The organism is Streptomyces sp. NPDC020681 (assembly GCF_044334895.1).
Taxonomy (GTDB): Bacteria; Actinomycetota; Actinomycetes; order Streptomycetales; family Streptomycetaceae; genus Streptomyces.
This window is the reverse complement of sequence record NZ_JBIRTX010000020.1, coordinates 1-24550: the sequence shown is the minus strand read 5'-3', so window position 1 is coordinate 24550 and position 24550 is coordinate 1. Positions and strand designations below refer to the sequence as shown.

Annotated in this window: 22 protein-coding genes; 13 read left to right on the top strand and 9 right to left on the bottom strand. The window is 69.6% G+C overall.

Translation table 11 applies throughout. The features are described 5' to 3' along the window. Window positions 1-57 precede the first annotated feature (57 nt). The 5 genes from pgl to tkt are packed head-to-tail and all read right to left on the bottom strand — an operon-like array spanning window position 58 to window position 6637. Window positions 58-840 carry a 6-phosphogluconolactonase gene (gene pgl / locus ACH4YL_RS33125; RefSeq protein ID WP_398511203.1) on the bottom strand — a complete coding sequence of 261 codons (783 nt, stop codon included), beginning with the start codon at window positions 838-840 and terminating at the stop codon, window positions 58-60. Next, window positions 837-1862 (bottom strand): glucose-6-phosphate dehydrogenase assembly protein OpcA, encoded by a 1026-nt coding sequence (gene opcA, locus ACH4YL_RS33120; RefSeq protein WP_398511202.1) that lies wholly within the window; start codon window positions 1860-1862, stop codon window positions 837-839. The genes pgl and opcA overlap by 4 nt, the downstream gene beginning before the upstream one ends. After that, on the bottom strand, window positions 1859-3382 hold the full coding sequence (gene zwf, locus ACH4YL_RS33115; protein WP_398511281.1) for a glucose-6-phosphate dehydrogenase: 1524 nt from the start codon (window positions 3380-3382) through the stop codon (window positions 1859-1861). Before zwf ends, opcA begins: the two co-directional genes overlap by 4 nt. A 14-nt stretch (window positions 3383-3396) precedes the next feature. Then, the gene (tal, locus tag ACH4YL_RS33110; RefSeq protein WP_398511201.1) at window positions 3397-4515 is read right to left on the bottom strand and encodes a transaldolase; all 1119 of its coding nucleotides are present in this window, start codon (window positions 4513-4515) and stop codon (window positions 3397-3399) included. A 34-nt stretch (window positions 4516-4549) separates the two neighbouring features. After that, complete coding sequence (gene tkt / locus ACH4YL_RS33105) at window positions 4550-6637, bottom strand: transketolase (RefSeq protein ID WP_398511200.1); 2088 nt, start codon at window positions 6635-6637, stop codon at window positions 4550-4552. A gap of 374 nt (window positions 6638-7011) precedes the next feature. Between tkt and ACH4YL_RS33100 the strand changes: the two genes are divergently transcribed. The 3 genes from ACH4YL_RS33100 (at window position 7012) to ACH4YL_RS33090 (ending at window position 9511) form a co-directional block, all read left to right on the top strand. Beyond that, window positions 7012-7959, top strand: coding sequence for a heme o synthase (locus tag ACH4YL_RS33100; protein ID WP_398511199.1), 948 nt, complete (start codon window positions 7012-7014; stop codon window positions 7957-7959). A gap of 44 nt (window positions 7960-8003) precedes the next feature. After that, complete coding sequence (locus ACH4YL_RS33095; protein WP_398511198.1) at window positions 8004-8342, top strand: hypothetical protein; 339 nt, start codon at window positions 8004-8006, stop codon at window positions 8340-8342. Window positions 8343-8407: 65 nt separating this feature from the next. Further along, window positions 8408-9511, top strand: a complete 1104-nt coding sequence (locus ACH4YL_RS33090) for an amidohydrolase family protein (protein WP_398511197.1) — start codon at window positions 8408-8410, stop codon at window positions 9509-9511. Here the strand turns inward: ACH4YL_RS33090 and ACH4YL_RS33085 are convergent. The 4 genes from ACH4YL_RS33085 to ACH4YL_RS33070 all read right to left on the bottom strand — a co-directional run bounded on the left by ACH4YL_RS33085 (window position 9497) and on the right by ACH4YL_RS33070 (window position 13516). Then, entirely contained in the window at window positions 9497-10486 is a 990-nt protein-coding gene (locus tag ACH4YL_RS33085; protein WP_398511196.1) for a heme A synthase, read from the bottom strand. The two genes, ACH4YL_RS33090 and ACH4YL_RS33085, sit on opposite strands and share 15 nt — an antisense overlap. A 51-nt stretch (window positions 10487-10537) precedes the next feature. Beyond that, window positions 10538-11659, bottom strand: coding sequence for a hypothetical protein (locus ACH4YL_RS33080; protein WP_398511195.1), 1122 nt, complete (start codon window positions 11657-11659; stop codon window positions 10538-10540). A gap of 148 nt (window positions 11660-11807) precedes the next feature. Beyond that, a complete protein-coding gene (locus tag ACH4YL_RS33075) occupies window positions 11808-12593 on the bottom strand; it encodes an ABC transporter permease (protein WP_398511194.1) in 786 nt (261 codons plus the stop codon). Further along, window positions 12593-13516 carry an ABC transporter ATP-binding protein gene (locus ACH4YL_RS33070; RefSeq protein WP_398511193.1) on the bottom strand — a complete coding sequence of 308 codons (924 nt, stop codon included), beginning with the start codon at window positions 13514-13516 and terminating at the stop codon, window positions 12593-12595. The genes ACH4YL_RS33075 and ACH4YL_RS33070 overlap by 1 nt, the downstream gene beginning before the upstream one ends. Window positions 13517-13707: 191 nt before the next feature. Here ACH4YL_RS33070 and ACH4YL_RS33065 point away from each other — a divergent pair, with 191 nt between their 5' ends. The 10 genes from ACH4YL_RS33065 (at window position 13708) to ACH4YL_RS33020 (ending at window position 24407) form a co-directional block, all read left to right on the top strand. Continuing rightward, a complete protein-coding gene (locus ACH4YL_RS33065; RefSeq protein WP_398511192.1) occupies window positions 13708-17259 on the top strand; it encodes a S8 family serine peptidase in 3552 nt (1183 codons plus the stop codon). 142 nt (window positions 17260-17401) lie between these two features. Further along, window positions 17402-18142: a helix-turn-helix transcriptional regulator gene (locus ACH4YL_RS33060; RefSeq protein WP_398511191.1), complete on the top strand. Its 741-nt coding sequence runs from the start codon at window positions 17402-17404 to the stop codon at window positions 18140-18142. Then, on the top strand, window positions 18139-19560 hold the full coding sequence (gene sufB / locus ACH4YL_RS33055) for a Fe-S cluster assembly protein SufB (RefSeq protein WP_398511190.1): 1422 nt from the start codon (window positions 18139-18141) through the stop codon (window positions 19558-19560). The genes ACH4YL_RS33060 and sufB overlap by 4 nt, the downstream gene beginning before the upstream one ends. Before the next feature lie 95 nt (window positions 19561-19655). Further along, window positions 19656-20834 carry a Fe-S cluster assembly protein SufD gene (gene sufD, locus ACH4YL_RS33050; RefSeq protein WP_398511189.1) on the top strand — a complete coding sequence of 393 codons (1179 nt, stop codon included), beginning with the start codon at window positions 19656-19658 and terminating at the stop codon, window positions 20832-20834. Further along, on the top strand, window positions 20834-21151 hold the full coding sequence (locus ACH4YL_RS33045; protein WP_398511188.1) for a bifunctional 3-phenylpropionate/cinnamic acid dioxygenase ferredoxin subunit: 318 nt from the start codon (window positions 20834-20836) through the stop codon (window positions 21149-21151). The genes sufD and ACH4YL_RS33045 overlap by 1 nt, the downstream gene beginning before the upstream one ends. 7 nt (window positions 21152-21158) lie before the next feature. Continuing rightward, window positions 21159-21923 carry a Fe-S cluster assembly ATPase SufC gene (gene sufC, locus ACH4YL_RS33040; protein ID WP_398511187.1) on the top strand — a complete coding sequence of 255 codons (765 nt, stop codon included), beginning with the start codon at window positions 21159-21161 and terminating at the stop codon, window positions 21921-21923. Next, the gene (locus tag ACH4YL_RS33035) at window positions 21920-23191 is read left to right on the top strand and encodes a cysteine desulfurase (protein ID WP_398511186.1); all 1272 of its coding nucleotides are present in this window, start codon (window positions 21920-21922) and stop codon (window positions 23189-23191) included. The genes sufC and ACH4YL_RS33035 overlap by 4 nt, the downstream gene beginning before the upstream one ends. A 9-nt stretch (window positions 23192-23200) precedes the next feature. Then, entirely contained in the window at window positions 23201-23656 is a 456-nt protein-coding gene (sufU, locus tag ACH4YL_RS33030) for a Fe-S cluster assembly sulfur transfer protein SufU (protein WP_398511185.1), read from the top strand. Next, the gene (locus tag ACH4YL_RS33025) at window positions 23653-23991 is read left to right on the top strand and encodes a metal-sulfur cluster assembly factor (RefSeq protein WP_398511184.1); all 339 of its coding nucleotides are present in this window, start codon (window positions 23653-23655) and stop codon (window positions 23989-23991) included. Before sufU ends, ACH4YL_RS33025 begins: the two co-directional genes overlap by 4 nt. A 50-nt stretch (window positions 23992-24041) precedes the next feature. Further along, window positions 24042-24407, top strand: coding sequence for a VOC family protein (locus ACH4YL_RS33020; protein WP_398511183.1), 366 nt, complete (start codon window positions 24042-24044; stop codon window positions 24405-24407). Window positions 24408-24550: the final 143 nt, after the last annotated feature.

Here is a 24550-nt window from a genome sequence, read left to right as displayed (position 1 = left end):
CCGGCCCGGCCGCTGGGAACACAGCGAACCGGGCCGGGGAGCAAGGCAGTTGGGGTGTCAGGCCGACGCCGGGGGATACAGGTCCCTCGGCAGGCCGGACGCCGCCGCCGCGTCCAGGAGCCACAGGGTGCGCGAGCGGCCGCGCGCGCCGGCCGCCGGTGCCTGGACCTCGCCCGCGCCCGACAGCGCTATGGTCGCCGCCTTCGCCTTGTCCGCGCCCGCCGCCAGGAGCCAGACCTCGCGTGCCGCCCGGATCGCCGGGAGCGTGAGCGAGATCCGCGTGGGCGGCGGTTTCGGTGCGCCGTGCACGCCGACCACCGTGCGTTCGGTCTCCCGGACACCGGGGAGTTCGGGGAACAGCGACGCGACATGCGTGTCCGGGCCGACGCCGAGCATCAGGACGTCGAAGGTCGGCACCGGACCGTGGTCCTCCGGGCCCGCAGCCGCGGCCAGTTCCGCCGCGTACGCAGCGGCAGCCGCGTCCGCGTCGCCGCCGTGCGGCCCGTCCGAGGCCGGCATGGGATGCACCCGCGCCGGGTCCACCGGAACGCGGTCCAGCAGCGCCTCACGGGCCTGCGTGGCATTGCGCTCCGGATCGCCCTCCGGAAGGAACCGCTCGTCGCCCCACCACAGGTCGAGGTGGCCCCAGTCGACCGCGTCCCGGGCCGGTGAGGCCCCGAGGGCGGCCAGCAGCGCGTTGCCATTGCGACCGCCCGTCAGGACCACCGACGCCGAGCCGCGCGCGGCCTGGGCGTCCACGATCTTTGTGATCAGCCGGGCCGCCGCGGCCTGCGCCATCAGCTCTTTGTCGCGATGGACGACGAGCTGCGGGGCACTCACTTCGCTGCCGCCTTCTTGGCCGGTGCGGCCTTCTTCGCCGGTGCGGACTTGGTGTCGGCCTTGGCTTGAGAGCCCGCCTGCGAACCGCCCTCCGTACCGTCGGCCAGCCGGTGAACGCCGTACCGCAGGGCCGACGCGTACGTGTCGTCCGGGTCCAGCCGCCGCAGCTCCTCCGCGATCAGCTCGGCCGTCTCACGCCGCTTGAGCGCCACCGCACGGTCCGGCTGCCCCTCGATGGAGAGCGTCGCCAGCGAGCCGTCGGCCCGGTCCAGCACGATGGGGCCGCAGTTGGTCTCCATCCGTACGGCCGTGAGACCGGGGCCGGACGACCGCGAGCGCGTCACCGGCACCTTCAGCCGGTCCGCGAGCCACATGCCGAGCAGCTCGCAGCTCGGGTTGAACTCCTCGCCCTCCACCTCCACCGAGGTGACCTCGCAGACCACCTGGTCCAGAGCGGCCGCGAGCATCGAGCGCCACGGCGTGATCCGGGTCCAGGCCAGATCGGTGTCGCCCGGCGTGTAGGCCTCGGCGCGCGCCGTCAGCTCCTGCACCGGCTGCTCCGAGGCGTATGTGTCCGTCACCCGGCGCTGCGCCAGCGCGCCCAGCGGGTCGCTGGCCGGATCGGTCGGCGAGCTCACCGGCCACCAGACCACCACCGGGGCGTCGGGCAGCAGCAGCGGCAGCACCACCGACTGGGCGTGGTTGATGACCTCGCCGTACAGCCGCAGCACGACCGTCTCGCCGGTGCCCGCGTCCGCGCCCACCCGCACCTCGGCGTCCAGGCGCGCCTTCGCGCGGTCGCGCGGCGAACGCGAGACCCGCTTGATGACGACGAGCGTGCGCGACGGGTGCTCGCGGGACGCCTCGCTGGCGGCCTTCAGCGCGTCGTACGCGTTCTCCTCGTCGGTGACGATGACCAGGGTGAGGACCATGCCGACGGCCGGCGTGCCGATCGCCCGCCGTCCTTGCACCAGCGCCTTGTTGATCTTGCTCGACGTGGTGTCCGTAAGGTCGATCTTCATGGCCGACGCCAGCTCCGTCCGTCTCGTGCGAGCATTTCGTCCGCCTCGACCGGACCCCAGGTTCCGGACTCGTACTGCGCGGGCTTGCCGTGCCTGTCCCAGAACTCCTCGATCGGGTCGAGGATCGTCCAGGACAGCTCGACCTCCTCGACCCTCGGGAAGAGGTTCGAGTCGCCGAGCAGGACGTCGAGGATGAGCCGTTCGTACGCCTCGGGGCTGGACTCCGTGAAGGACTCGCCGTACGCGAAGTCCATCGAGACGTCCCGCACCTCCATCGATGTGCCCGGCACCTTCGAGCCGAACCGCATGGTCACGCCCTCGTCCGGCTGGACGCGGATGACCAGGGCGTTCTGCCCCAGCTCTTCCGTGGCCGTGTGGTCGAACGGCGAGTGCGGGGCGCGCTGGAAGATCACCGCGATCTCCGTGACGCGGCGGCCGAGCCGCTTGCCCGTACGGAGATAGAACGGCACGCCCGCCCAGCGGCGGTTGTCGATCTCCAGCTTTATGGCCGCGTAGGTGTCGGTCTTCGACTTGGCGTTGATGCCGTCTTCCTGGAGGTAGCCGACGGCCTGCTCGCCGCCCTGCCAGCCCGCGGCGTACTGCCCGCGCACCGTGCTCTTGGCGAGGTCCTGTGGCACCTTCACCGCGCCGAGCACCTTGGTCTTCTCGGCTGCGAGTGCGTCCGCGTCGAAGGAGGCCGGCTCCTCCATCGCGGTCAGCGCGAGCAGCTGGAGGAGGTGGTTCTGGATGACGTCACGGGCGGCGCCGATGCCGTCGTAGTAGCCGGCGCGGCCGCCGATGCCGATGTCCTCGGCCATGGTGATCTGCACATGGTCGACGTACGACCGGTTCCAGATCGGCTCGAAGAGCGTGTTGGCGAAGCGCAGCGCCAGAATGTTCTGGACGGTCTCCTTGCCCAGGTAGTGGTCGATCCGGAAGACCTCGTTGGGCGGGAAGACCTCGTGCACCACCTGGTTGAGCTCCTTGGCGGAGACCAGGTCGTGGCCGAACGGCTTCTCGATGACCGCGCGGCGCCAGGAGCCTTCCTTCTGGTCCGCCAGGCCGTGCTTCTTGAGCTGCTGGACGACCTTGGGGAAGAACTTCGGCGGCACGGACAGATAGAAGGCGAAGTTGCCGCCGGTGCCCTGCTTCTTGTCGAGGTCCTCGATGGTGGCCTTCAGCTGCTCGAAGGCGTCGTCGTCGTCGAAGTTGCCCTGGACGAAGCGCATCCCCTGGATCAGCTGCTGCCAGACCTCCTCGCGGAAGGCGGTGCGGGCGTGCGCCTTGACGGCGTCGTGGACCTCCTGTGCGAAGTCCTCGTCCTTCCATTCGCGGCGGGCGAATCCGATCAGGGAGAAACCCGGCGGCAGCAGTCCGCGATTGGCCAGGTCATAGATCGCGGGCATCAGCTTTTTGCGTGACAAATCGCCCGTGACGCCGAAGATCACCAGGCCCGACGGCCCCGCGATGCGCGGGAGCCGTCGGTCTGCGGCGTCACGAAGCGGATTGGCTTCGCCAATACCGGACAAGGTGGTCAGCCCTCCGAAGGAGCGAGGCGCTTGAGCTCGGCCTCGGTCGACTTGAGCAGGTCGTTCCAGGACACGGCGAACTTCTCGACGCCCTCGTCCTCGAGGACCTGAACAACATCGTCGTAGGAGATCCCGAGCTTCGCGACCGCGTCGAGGTCGGCACGCGCCTGCTCGTAGGTGCCGCGAACGGCGTCACCGGTGATCTCGCCGTGGTCGGCGGTGGCGTCGAGGGTGGCCTCCGGCATGGTGTTCACCGTGCCGGGCGCGACCAGGTCGTCGACGTACAGCGTGTCCTTGTACGCCGGGTCCTTGACGCCGGTCGAGGCCCACAGCGGACGCTGCTTGTTGGCCTGCGCCTTGTCGAGCGCGGCCCAGCGGTCCGAGGAGAAGACTTCTTCGTACGCCTCGTACGCCAGACGGGCGTTGGCCACGGCCGCCTTGCCGCGGGCCTCCTTGGCCTCCGGAGTGCCCAGCGCGTCGAGCCGCTTGTCGATCTCGGTGTCCACCCGGGACACGAAGAAGGACGCCACCGACTGGATCTTGGACAGGTCCAGGCCCGCGGCCTTCGCCTTCTCCAGGCCCGCCAGATAGGCGTCCATGACCTCGCGGTAGCGCTCCAGCGAGAAGATCAGCGTGACATTGACGCTGATGCCCTTGCCGATGACCTCGGTGATCGCCGGCAGGCCGGCCTTGGTCGCCGGGATCTTGATCAGGGTGTTCGGGCGGTCCACCAGCCAGGCCAGCTGCTTGGCCTCGGCGATGGTCGGCTCGGTCTCGTGGGCCAGGCGCGGGTCGACCTCGATGGAGACCCGGCCGTCCTGACCGCCGGTGGCGTCGAAGACCGGCCGCAGGATGTCGGCGGCGTCGCGGACGTCCGCCGTCGTGATCATGCGTACGGCTTCCTCGACGGTCACCTTCCGTACGGCGAGGTCGGCGAGCTGCTGCTCGTAACCGTCGCCGCTGCTGATGGCCTTCTGGAAGATCGACGGGTTGGTCGTGACGCCCACGATGTGCTGCTGGTCGATCAGTTCGGCGAGATTGCCGGACGTGATCCGCTTGCGCGACAGGTCGTCGAGCCAGATCGCGACGCCTTCGTCGGAGAGGCGCTTGAGTGCGTCTGTCATGAGAGTTGCATCTCCTACTTGTCGTGTACTGGCGTCAGCGCGCAGCGGCTTCGATGGATTCCCGCGCGGCCGCGACGACCGCCTCGGCAGTGAAGCCGAACTCGCGGAAGAGGACCTTGCCGTCGGCCGAAGCGCCGAAGTGTTCCAGCGAAACGATGCGTCCGGCTTCGCCGACGAAGCGGTGCCAGGTCAGACCGATACCGGCCTCGACGGCCACACGCGCCTTCACGGCGGGCGGCAGCACCGAGTCCCGGTACCCCTGGTCCTGCTCCAGGAACCACTCCACCGACGGCATCGAGACAACGCGGGTCGGCACGCCCTCGGCCTGCAGCTGCTCGCGCGCCGCGACGGCCAGCTGGACCTCGGAGCCGGTGCCGATCAGCACCACCTGCGGCTCGCCACCCTCGGCGTCGAACAGGACGTAACCGCCCTTCGCCGCAGCCTCGTTGCGCTCGTACGTCGGCACGCCCTGGCGGGTCAGCGCCAGACCGTGCGGGGCGCCGACGCCGAACTCCTTGGTGTAGCGCTTGAGGATCTCGCGCCAGGCGATCGCGGTCTCGTTCGCGTCGGCGGGCCGGACGATGTTCAGGCCCGGGATGGCGCGCAGCGAGGCCAGGTGCTCCACCGGCTGGTGGGTCGGGCCGTCCTCGCCGAGACCGATCGAGTCGTGCGTCCACACATGCGTCACGGGCAGGTGCATCAGCGCCGACAGCCGCACCGCGTTGCGCATGTAGTCGGAGAACACCAGGAACGTGCCGCCGTAGATACGGGTGTTGCCGTGCAGCGCGATGCCGTTCATCACCGCGGCCATGGCGTGCTCGCGGATGCCGAAGTGGATCGTGCGGCCGTACTTCTTCGCACCCGGCAGGGGGTTGCCGTCGGGCAGGAACGAGGACGTCTTGTCGATCGTCGTGTTGTTCGAGCCCGCCAGGTCGGCGGAGCCGCCCCACAGTTCGGGAATGACCGCGCCCAGCGCCTGCAGGATCTTGCCGGAGGCGGCACGGGTGGCGACGCCCTTGCCGGTCTCGAAGTCGGGAAGGTGGTCCTCCCAGCCCGCCGGCAGCTCACCGGAGCGGATCCGGTCGAACTCCTTGGCGCGCTCCGGGTTGGCGGTGCGCCACGCGGCGAAGGTCTTCTCCCACTCGCCGCGGGCCTCACGGCCGCGGTCCAGCGCCTCACGGGTGTGCGCGAGGACCTCGTCGGACACCTCGAAGTCCTTCTCGGGGTCGAAGCCGAGGACGCGCTTGGTGGCCGCGACCTCCTCCTCGCCCAGCGCCGAGCCGTGCGCCGCCTCGGTGTTCTGCGCGTGCGGCGCGGGCCAGGCGATGATCGAGCGGGCCGCGATGAAGGACGGCCGCGAGGTCTCGGCCTGCGCCGCCTTCAGGGCGTGGAACAGGCCCACCGGGTCGAGGTCGCCGTTCTCCAGCTGCTCGACGCGCTGCACGTGCCAGCCGTACGCCTCGTACCGCTTGAGGGTGTCCTCGGAGACGGCCGTCTCCGTGTCGCCCTCGATCGAGATGTGGTTGTCGTCCCACAGCAGGACCAGGTTGCCCAGCTTCTGGTGCCCGGCCAGCGCGGACGCCTCGTGGGAGATGCCCTCCTGGAGGCAGCCGTCACCGGCGATCGCCCAGATCGTGTGGTCGAACGGGGAGGTGCCCTCGGCCGCGTCCGGGTCGAACAGACCGCGCTCGTAACGGGAGGCCATGGCCATGCCCACCGCGTTGGCGACACCCTGGCCGAGCGGACCGGTCGTCGTCTCGACACCGGTGGTGTGCCCGTACTCGGGGTGGCCCGGCGTCTGGGAGCCCCAGGTCCTGAAGGCCCTCAGATCATCGAGCTCCAGGCCGTAACCGGCCAGGTAGAGCTCGATGTAGAGGGTCAGGGAGGAGTGGCCGGCGGAGAGCACGAACCGGTCGCGGCCGGTCCAGTCCGCATCGGCGGGGTCGTGCCGCATCAGCTTCTGGAACAGCACGTACGCGGCGGGCGCGAGGCTCATGGCCGTACCGGGGTGGCCGTTGCCGACCTTCTGTACGGAATCCATGGCCAGGACGCGGACGGTATCGACGGCCCGCTGGTCCAGATCGGTCCACTCGAGGTCTGTGGTGGTCGGCTTGGTGCTCACCCTGAGTCAGGGCTCCTCTCCACATGTTGAATCCCGGTGACGACGGAAGCACCGGCGTTGTCGAGCCTACCCCCGGAGCCACGCCCATCTTTTCGACTGTTCGCCCTTCGGAAGAAATCGCGGACGGACAGAAGTCAGACACTGTCAGGGTGCCGTCAGCCCGCCGACTTCGCCTCCTGACGAGGCGCCGATGACGTACCGGCTGACGTACCGACTGACGTACCGACGAGCTATACGCAGCGGCCGGGCCGGCTGCTCAACACGACCCCACCCCCGTGCGGGGCGACGTATGGGCAACGTCTAGAGTGGCGTGGTACGCGCAAGTCTTTACCGGGCCTTCACGCCCCGGGCTTGCTGGAAGTTCTCTGTCAGGGGTGTGCGTGACGGCCGTCGAATCCCGTCCAGCGGGGGTGCTCGGGACGAGCCCCAGCCACCGGCCGTTCGGGGCCCGCGTCAAGGCGTTTGCGGCGCTGACCAAGCCGCGGATCATCGAGCTGTTGCTGATCACCACTGTCCCGGTGATGTTCCTCGCGGCGCAAGACGTTCCCGACCTGTGGCTGGTGCTCGCCACCTGTGTCGGCGGCTATCTCTCCGCGGGCGGCGCCAACGCGCTCAACATGTACATCGACCGCGACATCGACGCCCTGATGGACCGCACGTCGCAGCGTCCGCTGGTCACCGGCATGGTGTCGCCGCGCGAGGGCCTGGTCTTCGGCATCACGCTCGCGGTCGTCTCCACGCTCTGGTTCGGCCTGCTCGTCAACTGGCTGTCCGCGGCGCTCGCGCTGGGCGCGCTCCTCTTCTACGTCATCGTCTACACGATGATCCTGAAGCGGCGCACCGCGCAGAACATCGTGTGGGGCGGCATCGCCGGCTGTATGCCGGTGCTGATCGGCTGGTCGGCCGTCACCAACTCGATGTCGTGGGCCGCCGTCATCCTCTTCCTTGTCATCTTCTTCTGGACGCCGCCGCACTACTGGCCGCTGTCGATGAAGGTCAAGGAGGACTACGCCCGCGTCGGAGTCCCGATGCTGCCGGTCGTCGCCTCCAACACGGTCGTCGCCCGTCAGATCGTCCTCTACAGCTGGGTGATGGTCGCGGTCTCGCTGCTGCTCACGCCGCTCGGCTACACCGGCTGGTTCTACACGGCGGTGGCGCTGGCGGCCGGCGGCTGGTGGCTGTGGGAGGCGCACTCGCTGCAGAACCGCGCGAAGTCGGGCGTCACGGGCGGCAAGCTCAAGGAGATGCGGCTGTTCCACTGGTCCATCACCTATGTGTCGCTGCTCTTCGTCGCCGTCGCGGTGGACCCCTTCCTGAGCTAGGCACTGCCTTGGCCCAGCGCCGTACCGGCGAGTAGCATCGCGGTATGGCAGACACCAAGGACACGGCAGACACCAAGCAGGCGGAGCGCAGGGCCGCGAAGCTCGCCAAGCAGATTTCCGCGTTCGCCAAGGCGCACGGCGGGGCCGAGGGCCAGCTCGCGTACATCGGGCAGATGGGCACGCGCATCGTCCTCGTCGGCGAGGACGGCGGCTGGGGCGACCTCGTGGCGCCGAGCCACTCCGTCGCCGAGGCCGCGGCCGAGAAGGCCGGGATCACGCTCCACGAGTCCTTCGACGGCGATTTCGCCGCGAAGGTCCGCACCGGCCCGTACGAGTGGACCCGCATGGCAGGCATCCAGCTCGGCGGTCCTTCCAACGGCTGAGCAACACCAAGTCGGGGTGTCACCCGTTAGGACTGTGGAAGCACAGTCCATGACTGGGAGCCCGGATGATCGACACACCGACCCTCGTGGACCAGTACTGCCACGGAGTGCTCCGTACCGAACTCGGCCTCGGCACCTTCGAGGCGCACCTCGGGCGCACGGCCGGGCCGCCCGCGCCCGGCACCACCTTCTTCGACACCCAGACCGGTTTCGCGGTACGCCGCTGGTGCCCGCCGCTGCTCGGGCTCGAGCCGCACTGTCCGCCCGCCCGCTATCTGGCCCGCCGCCGTGAGCTCGGCGTGCTGGAGTCGGGCAAGCGGCTGCTGAGAGGCAGCGGGATCTCCACCTATCTGGTGGACACCGGGCTGCCCGGCGATCTCACCGGACCGCCGGAGATCGCCGCGGCGGGCGCGGCCGAGGCCCGCGAGATCGTACGGCTGGAACTGCTCGCCGAGCAGGTCGCCGACACCTCGGGCACCGTCGAGGGCTTCCTCGCCAACCTCGCCGAGGCCGTGCACGGAGCCGCCGCGTCCGCGGTCGCCTTCACCTCCGTCGCCGCCGTGGGCCACGGCCTCGCCCTCGCCCCGGAGCCGCCGGGCCCCGGCGAGGTGCGCGGTGCCGTCGGCCGCTGGATGGCCGGGCGCCAGGTCGGCGGCGGGCTCACCGATCCCGTGCTGGTGCGGCATCTGCTGTGGGTCGCGGTCGCGTCCGGGCTGCCGCTCCAGCTCCATGTCGGCGTCGAGGACCCCATGCTGCTGGCGAGTTTCGCGGCGGCCACCGCCGGGCTCGGCACCGATCTGGTGCTGCTGCACGGCTATCCGTACCACCGCCACGCGGCACATCTGGCGAGCGTCTATCCGCATGTGTACGCCGATCTCGGGCCCGCGCTGGTGCATACGGGAGCTCGGGCCGCGGCCGTGCTCGCCGAGATCCTGGAGCTCGCGCCGTTCGGCAAGCTGCTGTTCTCCAGCGGCGCGCGGGGGCTGCCGGAGCTGCATGTGGTGGGCGCGCGGATCTTCCGCGAGGCGCTCGCGCGGGTGCTCGGCGGCTGGGTGGGCGACGGCGCATGGGCCCGCGCGGACGCGGACCGGGTCGCGCAGATGATCGCGGCGGGCAATGCGCGCCGGGTGTACGGACTGTCGGACCGTCTGCTGTCAGACGCTCGATAGAGCCGCGTCGCTCTGGGCCGGGATCTCCGCCGTTGTTCCCGGGCGCTCGCGCAGGCTCAGCGCGAGCCGCACTACCGCGATCCACATCAGTGCGGAGCCGAGCATATGGGCAGCCACCAGGGCCTCGGGGACCTGGGTGAAGTACTGCACATATCCCACCGCCCCCTGCGCCAGCAGCACGAGCAGCAGGTCGCGGGCGCGCGCCCGGGTGTCGTCGGGGGCGTCGACGACGCGCAGCACCAGCCACATCGCGAGCGCCAGCGCGCAGACCACCCAGGCGGCGGCCGCGTGCAGATGTGCGGCGTCCACCCAGTCCCACGGCATGCGCGGCACATCGCTGCTGTCGCCCGCGTGCTTGCCCGAACCGGTCACCGACGTGCCGAGCACGATCAGCAGACCCGAGGTGACGACGATCGACCAGGACAGCTTGCGCACCGGACGCGGGACGCGCGGACGCGAAGTGCCGTCGCCCTCGCCGGCCCGGTGCCAGGTGATCACGGCGACCGTGAGCAGCCCGTTGGCGGCGATGAAGTGCCCGGCCACCGTCCACGGGTTGAGGCCCGCCCAGACGGTGATGCCACCGAGTACGGCGTTGCTCGCCACGATCCAGAACTGTGCCCAGGCGAGCCGGGACAGTCCGCGCCGCCGCGGCTTCACGGCCCGCGCCGCGATGATCGCCCAGCCGACCGCGGCCGACAGGACGTATGTCAGCATGCGGTTGCCGAACTCGATCGCGCCGTGGAGGCCCTGCTCGGGTGTGGCGAAGAGGCTGTCGTCCGTGCACTTGGGCCAGGTGTCGCAGCCGAGACCGGATCCGGTCAGCCGGACCGCGCCGCCGGTGACGATGATGACCACGCTCATCACAACTGCGGAGAGCGCGGCGCGCCGGAGGGTCCTCGGAGTGGGCGTCCAGCGCTGGGCGATGTAGGCGATGGGGGTCTGCACGGGCCCTATCGTAGGCGGACGATTGTGCATGATTTCACGAGGGGTCCGGTCGCGAGGAGTGGGCTCACGCCTCGGGCGCGGTCAGGACGCGTCCGGCGGTGGCTCGTACGTGCGGCGGAACCGCGCGCCGTCGAGGTGGTCCTCCTCCTCCCACCACACCGCGATCCGCCAAGCCACCCCCGGCGGCGGGCAGTCGGGCGAGTCCAGCAGCGCGTCGGCCAGCTCGGCGGCGACCGCCTCCGCGCTGCGGTCCGTGACCGCGTCCATGCCGTGCCACGGAAAGGCCATGGCCGACCACCGTGCGCTCTGCGCGTCCCGTACGTCGAACCGCCACACCGCCCGCCAGGACCGCGCCCGCAGGATCCGCCGCACCTCCTCGCCGTCCAGCCGCAGCCCCTCCGCTATGGCGTCCGGCTCCGCGCCTTCGATGCGCGCGGCCACCACCACGAGCGGCAGCAGCCGATCCGGAACCAGCCCTTCGGACCGCAGCCGGGTCAGCCCGTCGTCGAACGGGCAGCGCCGCAGCCTGCGTTCGAGCTGGTCGCCGAGGTGCTCCAGGGTCGCGGCCTGCAGCGTCTCGCGCGGGACGGTGTCCGCCCACAGGTCGTGGAACTCACGCTCGGCCCTTACGGCCCAGGCCGCCGCGTCCACCGCAAGTCCCAGCTCCTCCAGCCGGTCGCCGAGGAAGGCATGGGCCTGCGCGAGACCTTCGCGGTTGCGGGAGTCCGCGGAGTCCAGGCCCTCCCAGACCTCGATGGCGCGGCGGGTGGCCGCGAGCGCCGCCAGGCCGTCCTGGTGGTTGGCGGGCGACGGCCGGTCGCCGTTCCGCTGGAACGCGTACCGCGGCAGACCGAGCTCGTCGCTGAGCGGTTCGGCGAGATAGACGGCCTGACTGATGAGCGCCCTGGCGTACCAGCGGGCGTGCTCCGGATCGTGTTCGGCGGGCTCCGCGCACCGGCGGACCGCCTCGTCGACGGAGGTCAGGGCGTCCGCGCGCCGTCCGTTGTCGAAGTGGTGCCGCGCCAGATCGCCGTAGCGCAGGCTGAGCCGGGCCGCGAGCGTGAGATCGTCCGCGGCGTGCGGAGTGAGGGCGGCGATCAGATCCGTCAGCATGCGCTCGCGTTCCTGGGGCGAGACGCCGGCCCGGCCGGATCTGACCTTCGCCCACTCCGCGTCGAGCCGCAGTGCGGCAGTCCGCTCCATCGGCGCCTCCCAGGTGCGGATGGCCTGCCCCAGGCAGGCTCATACTGGCGCGTCGGTCAGTACCAGCGAAAGATACTGGTCACTACCCGGAGAACACGCGGATCACGCACGCCACAGGTAACGGCACACAAAGCTCACGGGCGGCGGGTCACTCCCAGCGGAAGAAGCGGGCGGCCGCGCCGAGTCCGAGCACCGCCCAGACGCCGAGGACGCCCAGGTCTCCCCACGGCATCGAAGCGCCGTGCTGGAGCACGTCGCGCAGTCCGTCCGACAGCGCCGAGATCGGCAGCAGCGCGAGCACCGACTCGACGCCGGCCGGGAACTTGTCCAGCGGCACGATCACTCCGCCGCCGACCAGGAGCAGCAGAAAGACCAGGTTGGCCGCGGCGAGTGTGGCCTCGGCCCGCAGCGTTCCGGCCATCAGCAGGCCGAGGCCGGAGAACGCGGCGGTGCCGACCACGAGCAGCAGCAGTACGGCGAGAGGGTTGCCGTGCGGCGACCAGCCGAGCGCGAGGGCGATCACCGTGAGCAGCGCCACCTGAAGGACCTCGGTGACCAGTACCGAGAGCGTCTTGGCGCACATCAGGGCCCAGCGGGGGAGCGGTGACGCGCCGAGCCGCTTGAGGACTCCGTATCTCCGCTCGAAACCGGTGGCGATGGCCTGGCCGGTGAAGGCGGTGGACATCACGGCGAGAGCGAGGATGCCGGGGGCCAGGAAGTCGACGGCCCTGCCGCTGCCCCCCGCCGTTTCAGTAGGCACAGTGACGACGTCGACGGTGGAGAACAGCACCAGCAGCAGCGACGGGATGATGACCGTGAGCAGCAGCTGTTCGCCGTTGCGCAGCAGCATCCTCGTCTCGAAGACGGCCTGCGCCCCGATCATCCGCCCGACCGGGGCCGCGCCCGGACTCGGTGTGTACGTACCGGCGCTCATCAACGCAGCTCCCTGCCCGTCAGCTCCAAGAACACGTCCTCCAAGGTGTGGCGCTCCACCGAGATGCCGTCCGGCATCACCCCGTGCTGCGCGCACCAGGACGTGACCGTCGCCAGCAGCTGAGGATCGACCTGGCCCGTTATCCGGTACGCGCCCGGTGTCAGCTCGGCCGCCTCCGTGCCGTCCGGCAGCGCCTTGAGCAGCGATCCGACGTCGAGTCCCGGCCGGCCCGTGAAGCGCAGGGTGTTCTCCGCGCCGCCGCGGCACAGCTGTTCCGGGCTGCCCTGGGCGATGACCCTGCCCGCGTCGACGATGGCGACAAAGTCCGCGAGCTCCTCGGCCTCGTCCATGAAGTGGGTGGTGAGGACGGCGGAGACGCCGTCCGCGCGGAGTTCGCGCACCAGCTCCCAGGTCGAGCGGCGGGCCTGCGGGTCGAGGCCCGCGGTCGGTTCGTCGAGGAAGATCAGTTCGGGACGGCCGACGACGGCCATCGCCAGTGCGAGCCGCTGCTGCTGGCCGCCGGAGAGCCGCCGGTAGGTCGTACGGCCGCAGTTGCCGAGGCCGAGGCGCTCGATCAGCGCGTCCACGTCCAGCGGGTGGGCGTGCAGTCTGGCCACGTGGCGCAGCATCTCATCGGCGCGTGCGCCGGAGTACACGCCGCCGGACTGGAGCATCACGCCGATCCTGGGGCGCAGCTTCGCGGCGTCGGCGACCGGGTCGAGACCGAGGACGCGTACCGTGCCGGCGTCGGCGCGGCGGTAGCCCTCGCAGGTCTCGATCGTGGTGGTCTTGCCGGCTCCGTTGGGGCCGAGGACGGCGGTCACCGAGCCCTGGGGGACCTCGAGGTCGAGGCCGTCCACGGCCGTCTTTGATCCGTACCGCTTGACCAGGCCTCGGATCTGGACGACGGACTCGCTTCGCATGGCGGGAAGTCTAGGCGGGCTGACAAGACCGCCGGGGCGCGGGGCCCGGACGGGGGCATGGACCGGGCCCGGACCAGCGGGGCGGCAGCGGCCTGGTTGGCCTGAACTGACTCCTGAGGCGTTCTTCACATGAACCTGTCAATTCCTTCACGATCGAGTCTTGGTACGAACCCACTGACGAAGGAGAGTTCGTGGCTAGACGCAGAACGGGGCGGCGGCGCACAGCCTTAGCCGCCCTGACCGCCGTGGCCGTGGCCCTGCCCATCGCCATCGGAGCAGCCCCCGCCCAGGCACAGGATCCCGATGCCGCCGCGGCATCCCCGTACCGGACCAAGACCGAGGCAGGCGTCCGCACTCAGCTCGACGCCAAGGACAGGGCGACCTTCTGGGTCGCCCTGAAGCATGAGGCCGACACCTCCGCCGCCCGCAGGGCCAAGGGCAAGACCGCCAAGGCACGCACTCTCCTCGACACGAAGACGGCGTACGCGAAGACGTCACAGGCTCCGCTGAAGGCCCTGCTGGAGCGCGCGGGCGTGCGCCACCAGTCCTTCTGGATCGCCAACACGATCAAGGTCACCGCCGGCAAGGCGCTCGCCGAGCAGATCGCGGCCCGCCCCGAAGTCGCCGCGCTGGAGGCCGACGACCCGATCACCATTCCCGACCCGCTGCCCGGCACCGACGAACCGCGGCTGGACGCCGTCGAGTGGAACGTCGACCGGATCAATGCTCCCAAGGTCTGGTCCGAACTCGGCGTGCGCGGCGACGGTGTGGTCGTCGCCAGCATCGACTCCGGTGTCCAGTTCGACCATCCGGCCGTCAAGGCGAAGTACCGGGGACTGAAGTCCGACGGCAGCTACGACCACGCCTACAACTGGTTCGACCCGGCCAAGGTCTGCACCGGCACCGCCCCCTGCGACAACAACGGTCACGGCACCCACACCATGGGCACGATGGTCGGCGACGACGGCGCGGGCAACCAGATCGGCGTCGCGCCCGGCGCCCAGTGGATCGCCGCCAAGGGCTGCGAGTCCAGCTCCTGCTCGCGCGCCTCGCTGCTCGCCGCAGGTCAGTGGATCGTCGCCCCGACCGACGCGAGCGGAGCCAATCCGCGGCCCGAGCTCGCGCCCGACGTGGTGAACAACTCGTGGGGCAGCGGCATCATCGACACCTGGTACAAGACGGTCGTCCAGTCGTGGCGGGACGCGGGCGTCTTCCCGGCGTTCTCCAACGGCAACTCCGGCCCCGGCTGCAACACTTCCGGATCGCCCGGCGCGTACGACAACTCGTACTCCTCCGGCGCCTTCGACATCAACAACACCATCGCGTCCTTCTCCTCGCGCGGCACCGGCGAGAGCGGCGGTATCAAGCCGAATCTCGCCGCGCCCGGTGTCAACGTCCGCTCCTCCTGGACGGGCGGCGGCTACAACTCGATCTCCGGTACGTCGATGGCCTCACCGCACACCGCCGCCACCGTGGCGCTGATGTGGTCCGCGTCCCCGGCGATCCGCGGCAATGTCGCCGAGACCGAGAAGCTGCTCGACGCCACCGCGGTCGACGTCGACAACACGAGCTGCGGCGGCACCGCGGCCGACAACAACGTGTTCGGCGAGGGCCGGCTCGACGCCTTCGCGGCCGTCTCCGCGGCCCCGCGCGGCCCGCTCGGCGCGGTCAGCGGCAAGGTCACCTCGGGCACCGCCCCGGTCGCCGACGCCACACTCCGCTTCGACGGCCCGATGAGGACGACCGTCGTCAGCGGGCCGGACGGCGGCTATGCGCTGCCGAAGCTGATGGTCGGCGACTACACCGTCAGCGTCGCCAAGTTCGGTTACGTCACCGCAGCCGGCGCCGTCACCGTCGTGGAGAACGGCAGCGCGGTCAAGGACTTCGCGCTCGACGAGGCGGCGTCCGCCGAGGTCACCGGCAGGATCACCAGCCACGCCGGAGCCGAGGCGAACGCCGTCGTCACCGCCCAGGGCACCCCGGTCTCCGCCAAGTCCGCCGCCGACGGCAGCTACACGCTGCGCCTCCCGGTCGGCGTCTACGACCTCGCCGTCACCCCCGCACACCGCTGCGCCTCGGCCACCAGCGTCCGCGTCGAACTCGCCGCGAACACCGCCAAGGACATCGCCCTGCCCGACCGGACGGACACCTTCGGCACCGCCTGCACCACGGGCGGCGGCGACTTCCCGTCCGGCGGGACCAAGCTGGCGTACACCAGCACCACCTTCGGCACGGCCGCCTTCGAGCTGCCGTTCCCGGTGGCCTTCTACGGCCGCACCTACCGGACGGCGACCGCGTCCATCGACGGAGTGCTCTCCTTCGGCACCGCGTCCACCTCCAGCAGCAACACCACCCTGCCCACCACCTTCACGCCCAACGGCTCGCTCTATCCGTTCTGGGACAACCTCACCGTGGACGCCGAAGCGGGCGTGTACTGGTCGGCGACCGGCAGCGCACCGCACCGGAAGATCGTCGTCGAGTGGCGCAACGCGCTGATCGCCGCGACCACCTCCGAGCGCGTCTCCTTCGCCGCCGTGCTCGGCGAGGACGGCTCGGCGTCCTTCCACTACAAGGACTTCTCCGGCACCGGCTTCGAGAACGGCTCCGGCGCCACCGTCGGCGCCGAGAACGCGACAGGCACCGACGCCCTGCTCTACTCCTTCAACGAGGGCACCGTCCGCGACGGGATGAGCATCGGATTCCGTACGACCAGAACCGCCGTCCTCGCGGGCACGGTCACCGACGCCAACGACGGGAAGCCGATCGCGGGCGCCGCCGTCGCCGTGACCGGCGGCGCCGACACCACGGGCGCCGACGGCGGCTATCTCCTCCAGCTCGCCGCGGACACCCCGTACGACATCGCCGTCTCCGCGCCCGCCTACACACCGGCGAGCGCGCAGCGGACACCGAAGCCCGGTGAGATCGCGCTCGCCGACGCGGCGCTGAAGACCGGCCGGGTCGCCGCCGACAGCACCGCGCTGACCGTCGTCGCCCCGGCGGCACAGCAGCGCGCCCGCACGATCACGCTCGTCAACACCGGATCGGCCACCGCCTTCACGGTCGCCGAGAAGGACGGCAAGAGCTGGATCAAGGCGGATCCCGGCACCGGTCAGCTGACCGCCGGAGCCCAGCAGAAGATCGCGCTGACCCTGGACACCACCGGAGCGGCCCCGGGCTCGGTGCTCACCGGAACACTTCAGGTGAAGTCCGAGAGCGGCCGCCGGCCGGTGATCGACATTCCGGTGAAGCTGGTCGTGCCCGCCTACCAGACGGCGATCGACGCCGGCGTCGGCACAGCCTCGGTGGACGCGCTCGGCGACACCTGGTCGCCGGACCGCAAGCACGCCACCGGCGGCTACGGCTATCTGGGCAGCGCCACCACCCTCTCCACCAGCAGGGCGATCGCGGGCGCGGCCGACCCGAAGCTCTACCGGACCGCCCGGCAGGGCATGTACGAATACCGCTTCGACGCGCTCCCGGCGGGCACCTACCGGATCGAACTGGGCTTCGCGGAGCTGAGCTCCAAGGACCCGACCGACCGGGTCTTCGACGTGATGGCCGAGGGGACGCAGTACGTGCCGAACCTCGATCTGGCGCTGGAGGCGGGCGTCCGCACCGCCCATGACCGCTCCTTCACGGTGCAGGTCACGGACGGCCAGCTCAACCTGCGGTTCGTGGCAAATGACGGCAAGACTCTGGTGAATTCGATCAGAGTCACCGACCGGCCCGATCTGGCCGGCTGAATTTCCGCGAATTACCTGATCAAGGCCCGTCCGGCAGCCACCGGACGGGCCTTGCCTTAGGTAACCCTTAGTGACGTAGCGCACCGGTTCACGCCTTGGACGGCAGTTGTCACGGTCAGAGGAATTACGCAACAATGGCGTTGTGAAAAACGTCGGCGAGGCTCCGCAGGAGGAACTCGCGACTGGTGTGCGCTCGGACCACTCGACGCGCAACCGGGTCGCGCGGTCCATCCTGGACCACGGCCCGTCCACCGTCGCCGACCTTGCCACCCGCCTCGGTCTCACCCAGGCAGCCGTACGCCGCCACCTCGACACGCTCGTCACCGATAACGTCGTCGAACCCCGTGAGCAGCGGATCTACGGCGCCCGCACCCGGGGCAGGCCCGCCAAGGTTTTCGCGCTGACCGACTGCGGCCGGGACGCCTTCGACCAGTCCTACGACGCACTGGCCGTGGACGCCCTCCGCTGGATCGAGCAGAACGCCGGTGGAGAGGCGGCCGTCACTGCCTTCGCGCGGGCCCGGCTCGAGGCGCAGGCTGAGACCTACCGCAAGGCGGTCGACGCCGCGGCCCCCGAGGACCGCACCGAAGCCCTGGCCAAGGCCCTGAGTGTTGACGGGTACGCTGCTACGGCGCGTAGCGCACCGGTCGGCGAGCAGCTCTGCCAGCACCACTGCCCGGTCGCCCATGTCGCCGAGCAGTACCCCCAGCTGTGCGAGGCGGAGACGGAAGTCTTCTCCCGCCTCTTGGGAACGCATGTGCAGCGTCTGGCCACCATCGCCCACGGCGACGGCGTCTGCACCACGTTCATCCCGCACAGCGCACCACCACAGACCACGACACCATCAGCATCCACCAGCACGGCCGGGAGGAACCCCGCATGACTCTCCCCACGGAGACTGCCCACCCCGAACTCGAGGGTCTGGGTACGTACGAATTCGGCTGGGCCGACTCCGACGCGGCAGGCGCCGCGGCCAAGCGCGGCCTCTCCGAAGATGTCGTCCGCGACATTTCGGCCAAGAAGAACGAGCCGGAGTGGATGCTGAAGCTGCGCCTCAAGGGCCTTCGGCTGTTCGGCAAGAAGCCCATGCCGAGCTGGGGCTCGGACCTTTCCGGCATCGACTTCGACAACATCAAGTACTTCGTGCGGTCCACCGAGAAGCAGGCGGAGTCCTGGGAGGACCTGCCCGAGGACATCAAGAACACGTACGACAAGCTCGGCATCCCCGAGGCGGAGAAGCAGCGCCTCGTCGCCGGTGTCGCGGCCCAGTACGAGTCCGAGGTCGTCTACCACCAGATCCGTGAGGACCTGGAGGAGCAGGGCGTCATCTTCCTGGACACCGACACCGCGCTGAAGCAGCACCCGGAGCTCTTCCAGGAGTACTTCGGCACGGTCATCCCGGTCGGCGACAACAAGTTCGCCTCGCTGAACTCCGCGGTGTGGTCCGGCGGATCGTTCATCTACGTGCCGAAGGGCGTGCACGTCGAGATCCCGCTGCAGGCCTACTTCCGTATCAACACGGAGAACATGGGCCAGTTCGAGCGGACGCTGATCATCGTCGACGAGGACGCCTACGTCCACTACGTCGAGGGCTGCACCGCCCCGATCTACTCCTCGGACTCGCTGCACTCCGCGGTCGTCGAGATCATCGTCAAGAAGGGCGGCCGCTGCCGCTACACGACGATCCAGAACTGGTCGAACAACGTCTACAACCTGGTCACCAAGCGCGCCGTGGCGTACGAGGGCGCGACCATGGAGTGGGTCGACGGCAACATCGGCTCCAAGGTCACCATGAAGTACCCGGCCGTCTACCTGATGGGCGAGCACGCCAAGGGCGAGACGCTTTCCATCGCCTTCGCGGGCGAGGGCCAGCACCAGGACGCCGGCGCCAAGATGGTCCACATGGCGCCGAACACCTCCTCCAACATCGTCTCCAAGTCGGTGGCGCGAGGCGGCGGCCGCACCTCCTACCGCGGTCTGATCGAGATCGGCGAGGGCGCGCCGGGCGCGAAGTCCAATGTGCTCTGTGACGCGCTGCTGGTCGACACCATCTCCCGCTCCGACACCTACCCCTACGTGGACGTCCGCGAGGACGACGTGTCCATGGGTCACGAGGCGACCGTCTCCAAGGTCTCCGAGGACCAGCTGTTCTACCTGATGAGCCGCGGCATGACCGAGTTCGAGGCGATGGCGATGATCGTGCGCGGCTTCGTCGAGCCGATCGCCAAGGAACTGCCCATGGAGTACGCGCTGGAGCTCAACCGGCTGATCGAGCTGCAGATGGAGGGGTCGGTCGGCTGACGCCGCACCGCTCCCAGGCAGCTGAGCATCCGGGGCAGCCCGGGGCTGCCCCCAGCAAACACAGTCTGACGTAGGAAGAGAGCAACACGACAGCCATGGCTGAGGCTCAGAACATTCCGGCGGGGTCCACCACCGCCGGCTCGATCGCGGTGGCCGCCGAGTCGACCGTCGCCACCCGCATGAGTGCGCCCCCGTCGTTCGACGTGGCGGACTTCCCGGTACCGCACGGCCGCGAGGAGGAGTGGCGCTTCACTCCGCTGGAGCGCCTTGCCGGTCTGCACGACGGCACGGCTGTCGCGACCGGCGGTATCAAGGTCGCCGTCGAGGCCCCCGAGGGCGTCATCGTCGAGACCGTCGGTCGCGACGACGCGCGGCTCGGCAGGGCGGGCACGCCGGTGGACCGCGTCGCCGCGCAGGCGTACTCCTCCTTCGAGCAGGCCTCGGTCGTCACCGTGCCCAAGGAGACCGTGCTCAGCGAGCCGATCCGGATCGCGGTGCACGGCGAGGGCGGCACCGCCTTCGCGCACCAGGTCGTCGAGCTCGGCGCGTTCGCCGAGGCCGTCGTGGTCATCGACCACACCGGTGACGCGGTGCTCGCCGCCAATGTCGACTATCTGCTGGGCGACGGCGCGAAGCTCACCGTCGTCTCCGTCCAGGACTGGGACGACAAGGCCGTCCATGTCTCCCAGCACAATGCGCTGATCGGCCGCGACGCCTCGTTCAAGTCGGTCGTCGTCACCTTCGGCGGCGATGTCGTACGGCTCCACCCGCGCGTCTCCTACGCGGGCACCGGTGGCGAGGCCGAGCTCTTCGGCCTCTACTTCACCGATGCCGGCCAGCACCAGGAGCACCGCCTCCTGGTCACCCACAACGCCCCGCACTGCAAGTCCAACGCCGCCTACAAGGGCGCGCTGCAGGGCGAGGCCGCGCACGCGGTGTGGATCGGCGACGTCCTCATCGAGGCCAGCGCCGAAGGCACGGACACGTACGAGATGAACCGCAACCTCGTCCTCACGGACGGCGCGCGGGTCGACTCGGTGCCGAACCTGGAGATCGAGACCGGCGAGATCGTCGGCGCCGGTCACGCCTCCGCCACCGGCCGCTTCGACGACGAGCAGCTCTTCTACCTGCAGTCCCGTGGCATCCCCGCCGACGAGGCCCGCCGACTGGTGGTCCGCGGCTTCTTCGCCGAGCTGGTCCAGAAGATCGGCCTGCCGGACGTCGAGGAGCGGCTTCTCACCAAGATCGACGCCGAGCTGGAGGCGTCCGTCTGATGGCCTTCGTACGAGTCTGCGGGCTGAGCGAGCTGGCCGAGGACACCCCGAAGCGGGTGGAACTCGACGGCACGCCGGTCTCCGTCGTCCGCACCGACGGCGAGGTGTTCGCGATCAACGACATCTGCTCGCACGCCAACGTCTCGCTCTCCGAGGGCGAGGTGGAGGACTGCCAGATCGAGTGCTGGCTGCACGGCTCCAGCTTCGACCTCCGCACCGGCAAGCCGTCCGGTCTTCCCGCGACGCGCCCCGTCCCCGTATACCCCGTAAAGATCGAAGGGGACGATGTGCTCGTCTCCGTCACACAGGAGTCCTGAGGCACCCATGGCAACGCTTGAAATCCACGACCTGCACGTCTCCGTCGAGGTCGACAACGGCACCAAGGAAATCCTGCGCGGCGTCGACCTGACGGTGAAGCAGGGCGAGACGCACGCCATCATGGGCCCCAACGGCTCCGGCAAGTCGACCCTCGCGTACTCCCTGGCGGGCCACCCCAAGTACACGATCACCAGTGGCACCGTGACGCTCGACGGCGAAGACGTCCTGGAGATGTCCGTCGACGAGCGCTCCCGCGCCGGCGTCTTCCTCGCCATGCAGTACCCGGTCGAGATCCCCGGCGTCTCGGTCTCCAACTTCCTTCGCACCTCCGCCACCGCGATCCGCGGCGAGGCCCCCAAGCTGCGCACCTGGGTGAAGGAGGTCAAGGAGGCCATGGAGCACCTGAACATGGACCCTGCCTTCGCCGAGCGCAACGTCAACGAGGGCTTCTCCGGCGGTGAGAAGAAGCGCCACGAGATCCTCCAGCTCGAGCTGCTCAAGCCGAAGATCGCGATCCTCGACGAGACCGACTCCGGTCTCGACGTCGACGCGCTGCGCATCGTCTCCGAGGGCGTCAACCGCGTCCGCGAGAGCGGCGAGGTCGGCACCCTGCTGATCACGCACTACACGCGGATTCTCCGCTACATCAAGCCCGACCGCGTGCATGTCTTCGCGAACGGACGGATCGCCGAGTCCGGCGGCCCCGAGCTCGCGGACAAGCTGGAGGCCGAGGGCTACGAGGCATATGTGAAGGGTGGCGTATCCGCGTGACACAGCTGCCGGGCCTCCTCACCGGATCCGGCCTCCTCGACGAGGCCATCCGCAAGGACTTCCCGATCCTCGACCGGGTGCTCCACGACGGCAAGAAGCTCGTGTACCTGGACAACGCGGCGACCTCGCAGAAGCCGCGCCAGGTACTCGACGCCCTCAACGAGTACTACGAGCGCTACAACGCCAACGTCCACCGCGGTGTGCATGTGCTTGCCGAGGAGGCCACGGCGCTGTACGAGGGCGCGCGCGACAAGGTCGCCGCGTTCATCAACGCGCCGAGCCGCGACGAGGTGATATTCACCAAGAACGCCTCGGAGTCGCTGAACCTCGTGGCGAACATGCTCGGCTGGGCCGACGAGCCCTACCGGGTGGACCGCGAGACCGAGATCGTCATCACGGAGATGGAGCACCACTCCAACATCGTTCCGTGGCAGCTGCTGTCGCAGCGCACCGGCGCGAAGCTGAAGTGGTTCGGCCTCACCGACGACGGCCGCCTCGACCTGTCCAACATCGACGAGATCATCACCGAGAAGACGAAGATCGTCTCCTTCACGCTGGTCTCCAACATCATGGGCACCATCAACCCGGTCGAGGCCATCGTCCGGCGCGCGCAGGACGTCGGCGCGCTCGTCCTCATCGACGCCTCGCAGGCCGCCCCGCACATGCCGCTCGACGTGCAGGCGCTGGGCGCGGACTTTGTGGCCTTCACTGGCCACAAGATGTGCGGCCCGACCGGCATCGGCGTGCTCTGGGGCCGGCAGGAGCTGCTCGAGGACCTGCCGCCGTTCCTCGGCGGCGGCGAGATGATCGAGACGGTTTCGATGCACTCGTCGACGTACGCCCCCGCGCCGCACAAGTTCGAGGCCGGTACGCCGCCGATCGCACAGGCCGTCGGCCTCGGCGCGGCGGTGGACTACCTGAGCGCCATCGGCATGGACAAGATCGCGGCGCACGAGCACGCGATCACCGAGTACGCGGTCAAGCGCCTCCTCGAGGTCCCGGACCTGAAGATCATCGGCCCGGTCACGGCCGAGGACCGCGGTGCCGCGATCTCCTTCGTGCTCGGCGACATCCACCCGCACGACGTGGGCCAGGTGCTGGACGAACAGGGCATCGCTGTCCGGGTCGGCCACCACTGCGCACGGCCCGTCTGCCTGCGGTACGGAATTCCTGCGACCACGCGGGCGTCTTTCTATCTGTACTCCACGCCCGCCGAGGTCGACGCGCTCATCGACGGCCTGGAGCACGTCCGTAACTTCTTCGGATGAGAGGCCGCTGTGAAGCTTGATTCGATGTACCAGGAAGTCATCCTGGACCACTACAAGCACCCGCACGGGCGTGGTCTGAGGGATGGCGACGCCGAGGTGCACCATGTCAATCCGACCTGCGGCGACGAGATCACACTGCGGGTGAAGTACGACGGCACGCGCATCGCCGACGTCAGCTACGAGGGCCAGGGCTGCTCCATCAGCCAGGCCAGCGCATCAGTGCTCAACGAGCTCCTGGTCGGCAAGGAGCTCGCCGAGGCGCAGAAGATCCAGGCGACCTTCCTGGAGCTGATGCAGTCCAAGGGCCGGCTGGAGCCGGACGAGGCGATGGAGGAGGTGCTGGAGGACGCGGTCGCGTTCGCCGGCGTCTCGAAGTACCCGGCGCGCGTGAAGTGCGCCCTCCTGAGCTGGATGGCATGGAAGGACGCGACGGCCCAGGCGCTGTCCGAAAGGAAGACCGCATGAGTGAGAACGCCGAGGCCACGCTGACGCCGGCCTCCGAGGAAGAAGTCCGCGAGGCGCTGTACGACGTCGTCGACCCCGAGCTGGGTATCGACGTGGTCAACCTCGGTCTGATCTACGGCATCCACATCGACGACTCCAATGTCGCGACCCTGGACATGACGCTGACGTCGGCGGCCTGCCCGCTGACGGATGTCATCGAGGACCAGGCGAAGGCGGCGACGGACGGCCTCGTCAACGAGCTGAAGATCAACTGGGTCTGGATGCCGCCGTGGGGCCCGGACAAGATCACGGACGACGGGCGCGAGCAGCTGCGCGCGCTGGGCTTCAACGTCTGACCCGTGCCGCAGACGCGCGACGGCCATGCCCGCCAGGCAGACTGGCGGGCATGGCCGTTTCTCTGTACACCCTCACCGTCGACACGCACGATCTGCCGCTGCTCGCCCGGTTCTGGAGTCAGGTACTCGGCTGGCGGACGGTCTTCGAGGCGGACGACGAGATCGTCATCGGCGCCGACGAGTCCGCACTGCCGGGGATGTGCTTTGTGCCCGTGCCGGACCGTAAGACCGCCAAGAACCGCCTGCACATTGATCTGACCCCCGACGACCAGGCCGCCGAGGTCGACCGGATCATCGGGCTCGGGGCGACGCGGGCCGACGTGGGGCAGGGCCCCGAGGTGACGTGGGTGGTGCTGGCCGATCCCGAAGGCAACGAATTCTGCGTGCTGCGGCCGAAGAAGACGCTGCTCGACTAGGGCCTGTCGTCTGGATCGGGCCGGGCAGCCTTCTTCCGGATCGGGTCCCTAGTGTCCTGAGTCGGGAATTCGGTTCAGATATCCGGCGAGGCGTTCAAGGATCTCGTCTGCGGTCTTCGTCCAGACGAAGGGTTTCGGGTCCT

Bases quoted from the DNA above. Each gene is read 5' to 3' on its own strand.
- opcA (WP_398511202.1), bottom strand. From the start codon at position 1,862: ATGAAGATCGACCTTACGGACACCACGTCGAGCAAGATCAACAAGGCG.
- tal (WP_398511201.1), bottom strand. From the start codon at position 4,515: ATGACAGACGCACTCAAGCGCCTCTCCGACGAAGGCGTCGCGATCTGG.
- ACH4YL_RS33095 (WP_398511198.1), top strand. From the start codon at position 8,004: ATGGCAGACACCAAGGACACGGCAGACACCAAGCAGGCGGAGCGCAGG.
- ACH4YL_RS33090 (WP_398511197.1), top strand. From the start codon at position 8,408: ATGATCGACACACCGACCCTCGTGGACCAGTACTGCCACGGAGTGCTC.
- ACH4YL_RS33085 (WP_398511196.1), bottom strand. From the start codon at position 10,486: ATGCACAATCGTCCGCCTACGATAGGGCCCGTGCAGACCCCCATCGCC.
- ACH4YL_RS33080 (WP_398511195.1), bottom strand. From the start codon at position 11,659: ATGGAGCGGACTGCCGCACTGCGGCTCGACGCGGAGTGGGCGAAGGTC.
- ACH4YL_RS33075 (WP_398511194.1), bottom strand. From the start codon at position 12,593: ATGAGCGCCGGTACGTACACACCGAGTCCGGGCGCGGCCCCGGTCGGG.
- ACH4YL_RS33070 (WP_398511193.1), bottom strand. From the start codon at position 13,516: ATGCGAAGCGAGTCCGTCGTCCAGATCCGAGGCCTGGTCAAGCGGTAC.
- sufB (WP_398511190.1), top strand. From the start codon at position 18,139: ATGACTCTCCCCACGGAGACTGCCCACCCCGAACTCGAGGGTCTGGGT.
- sufD (WP_398511189.1), top strand. From the start codon at position 19,656: ATGGCTGAGGCTCAGAACATTCCGGCGGGGTCCACCACCGCCGGCTCG.
- ACH4YL_RS33045 (WP_398511188.1), top strand. From the start codon at position 20,834: ATGGCCTTCGTACGAGTCTGCGGGCTGAGCGAGCTGGCCGAGGACACC.
- sufC (WP_398511187.1), top strand. From the start codon at position 21,159: ATGGCAACGCTTGAAATCCACGACCTGCACGTCTCCGTCGAGGTCGAC.
- ACH4YL_RS33025 (WP_398511184.1), top strand. From the start codon at position 23,653: ATGAGTGAGAACGCCGAGGCCACGCTGACGCCGGCCTCCGAGGAAGAA.
- ACH4YL_RS33020 (WP_398511183.1), top strand. From the start codon at position 24,042: ATGGCCGTTTCTCTGTACACCCTCACCGTCGACACGCACGATCTGCCG.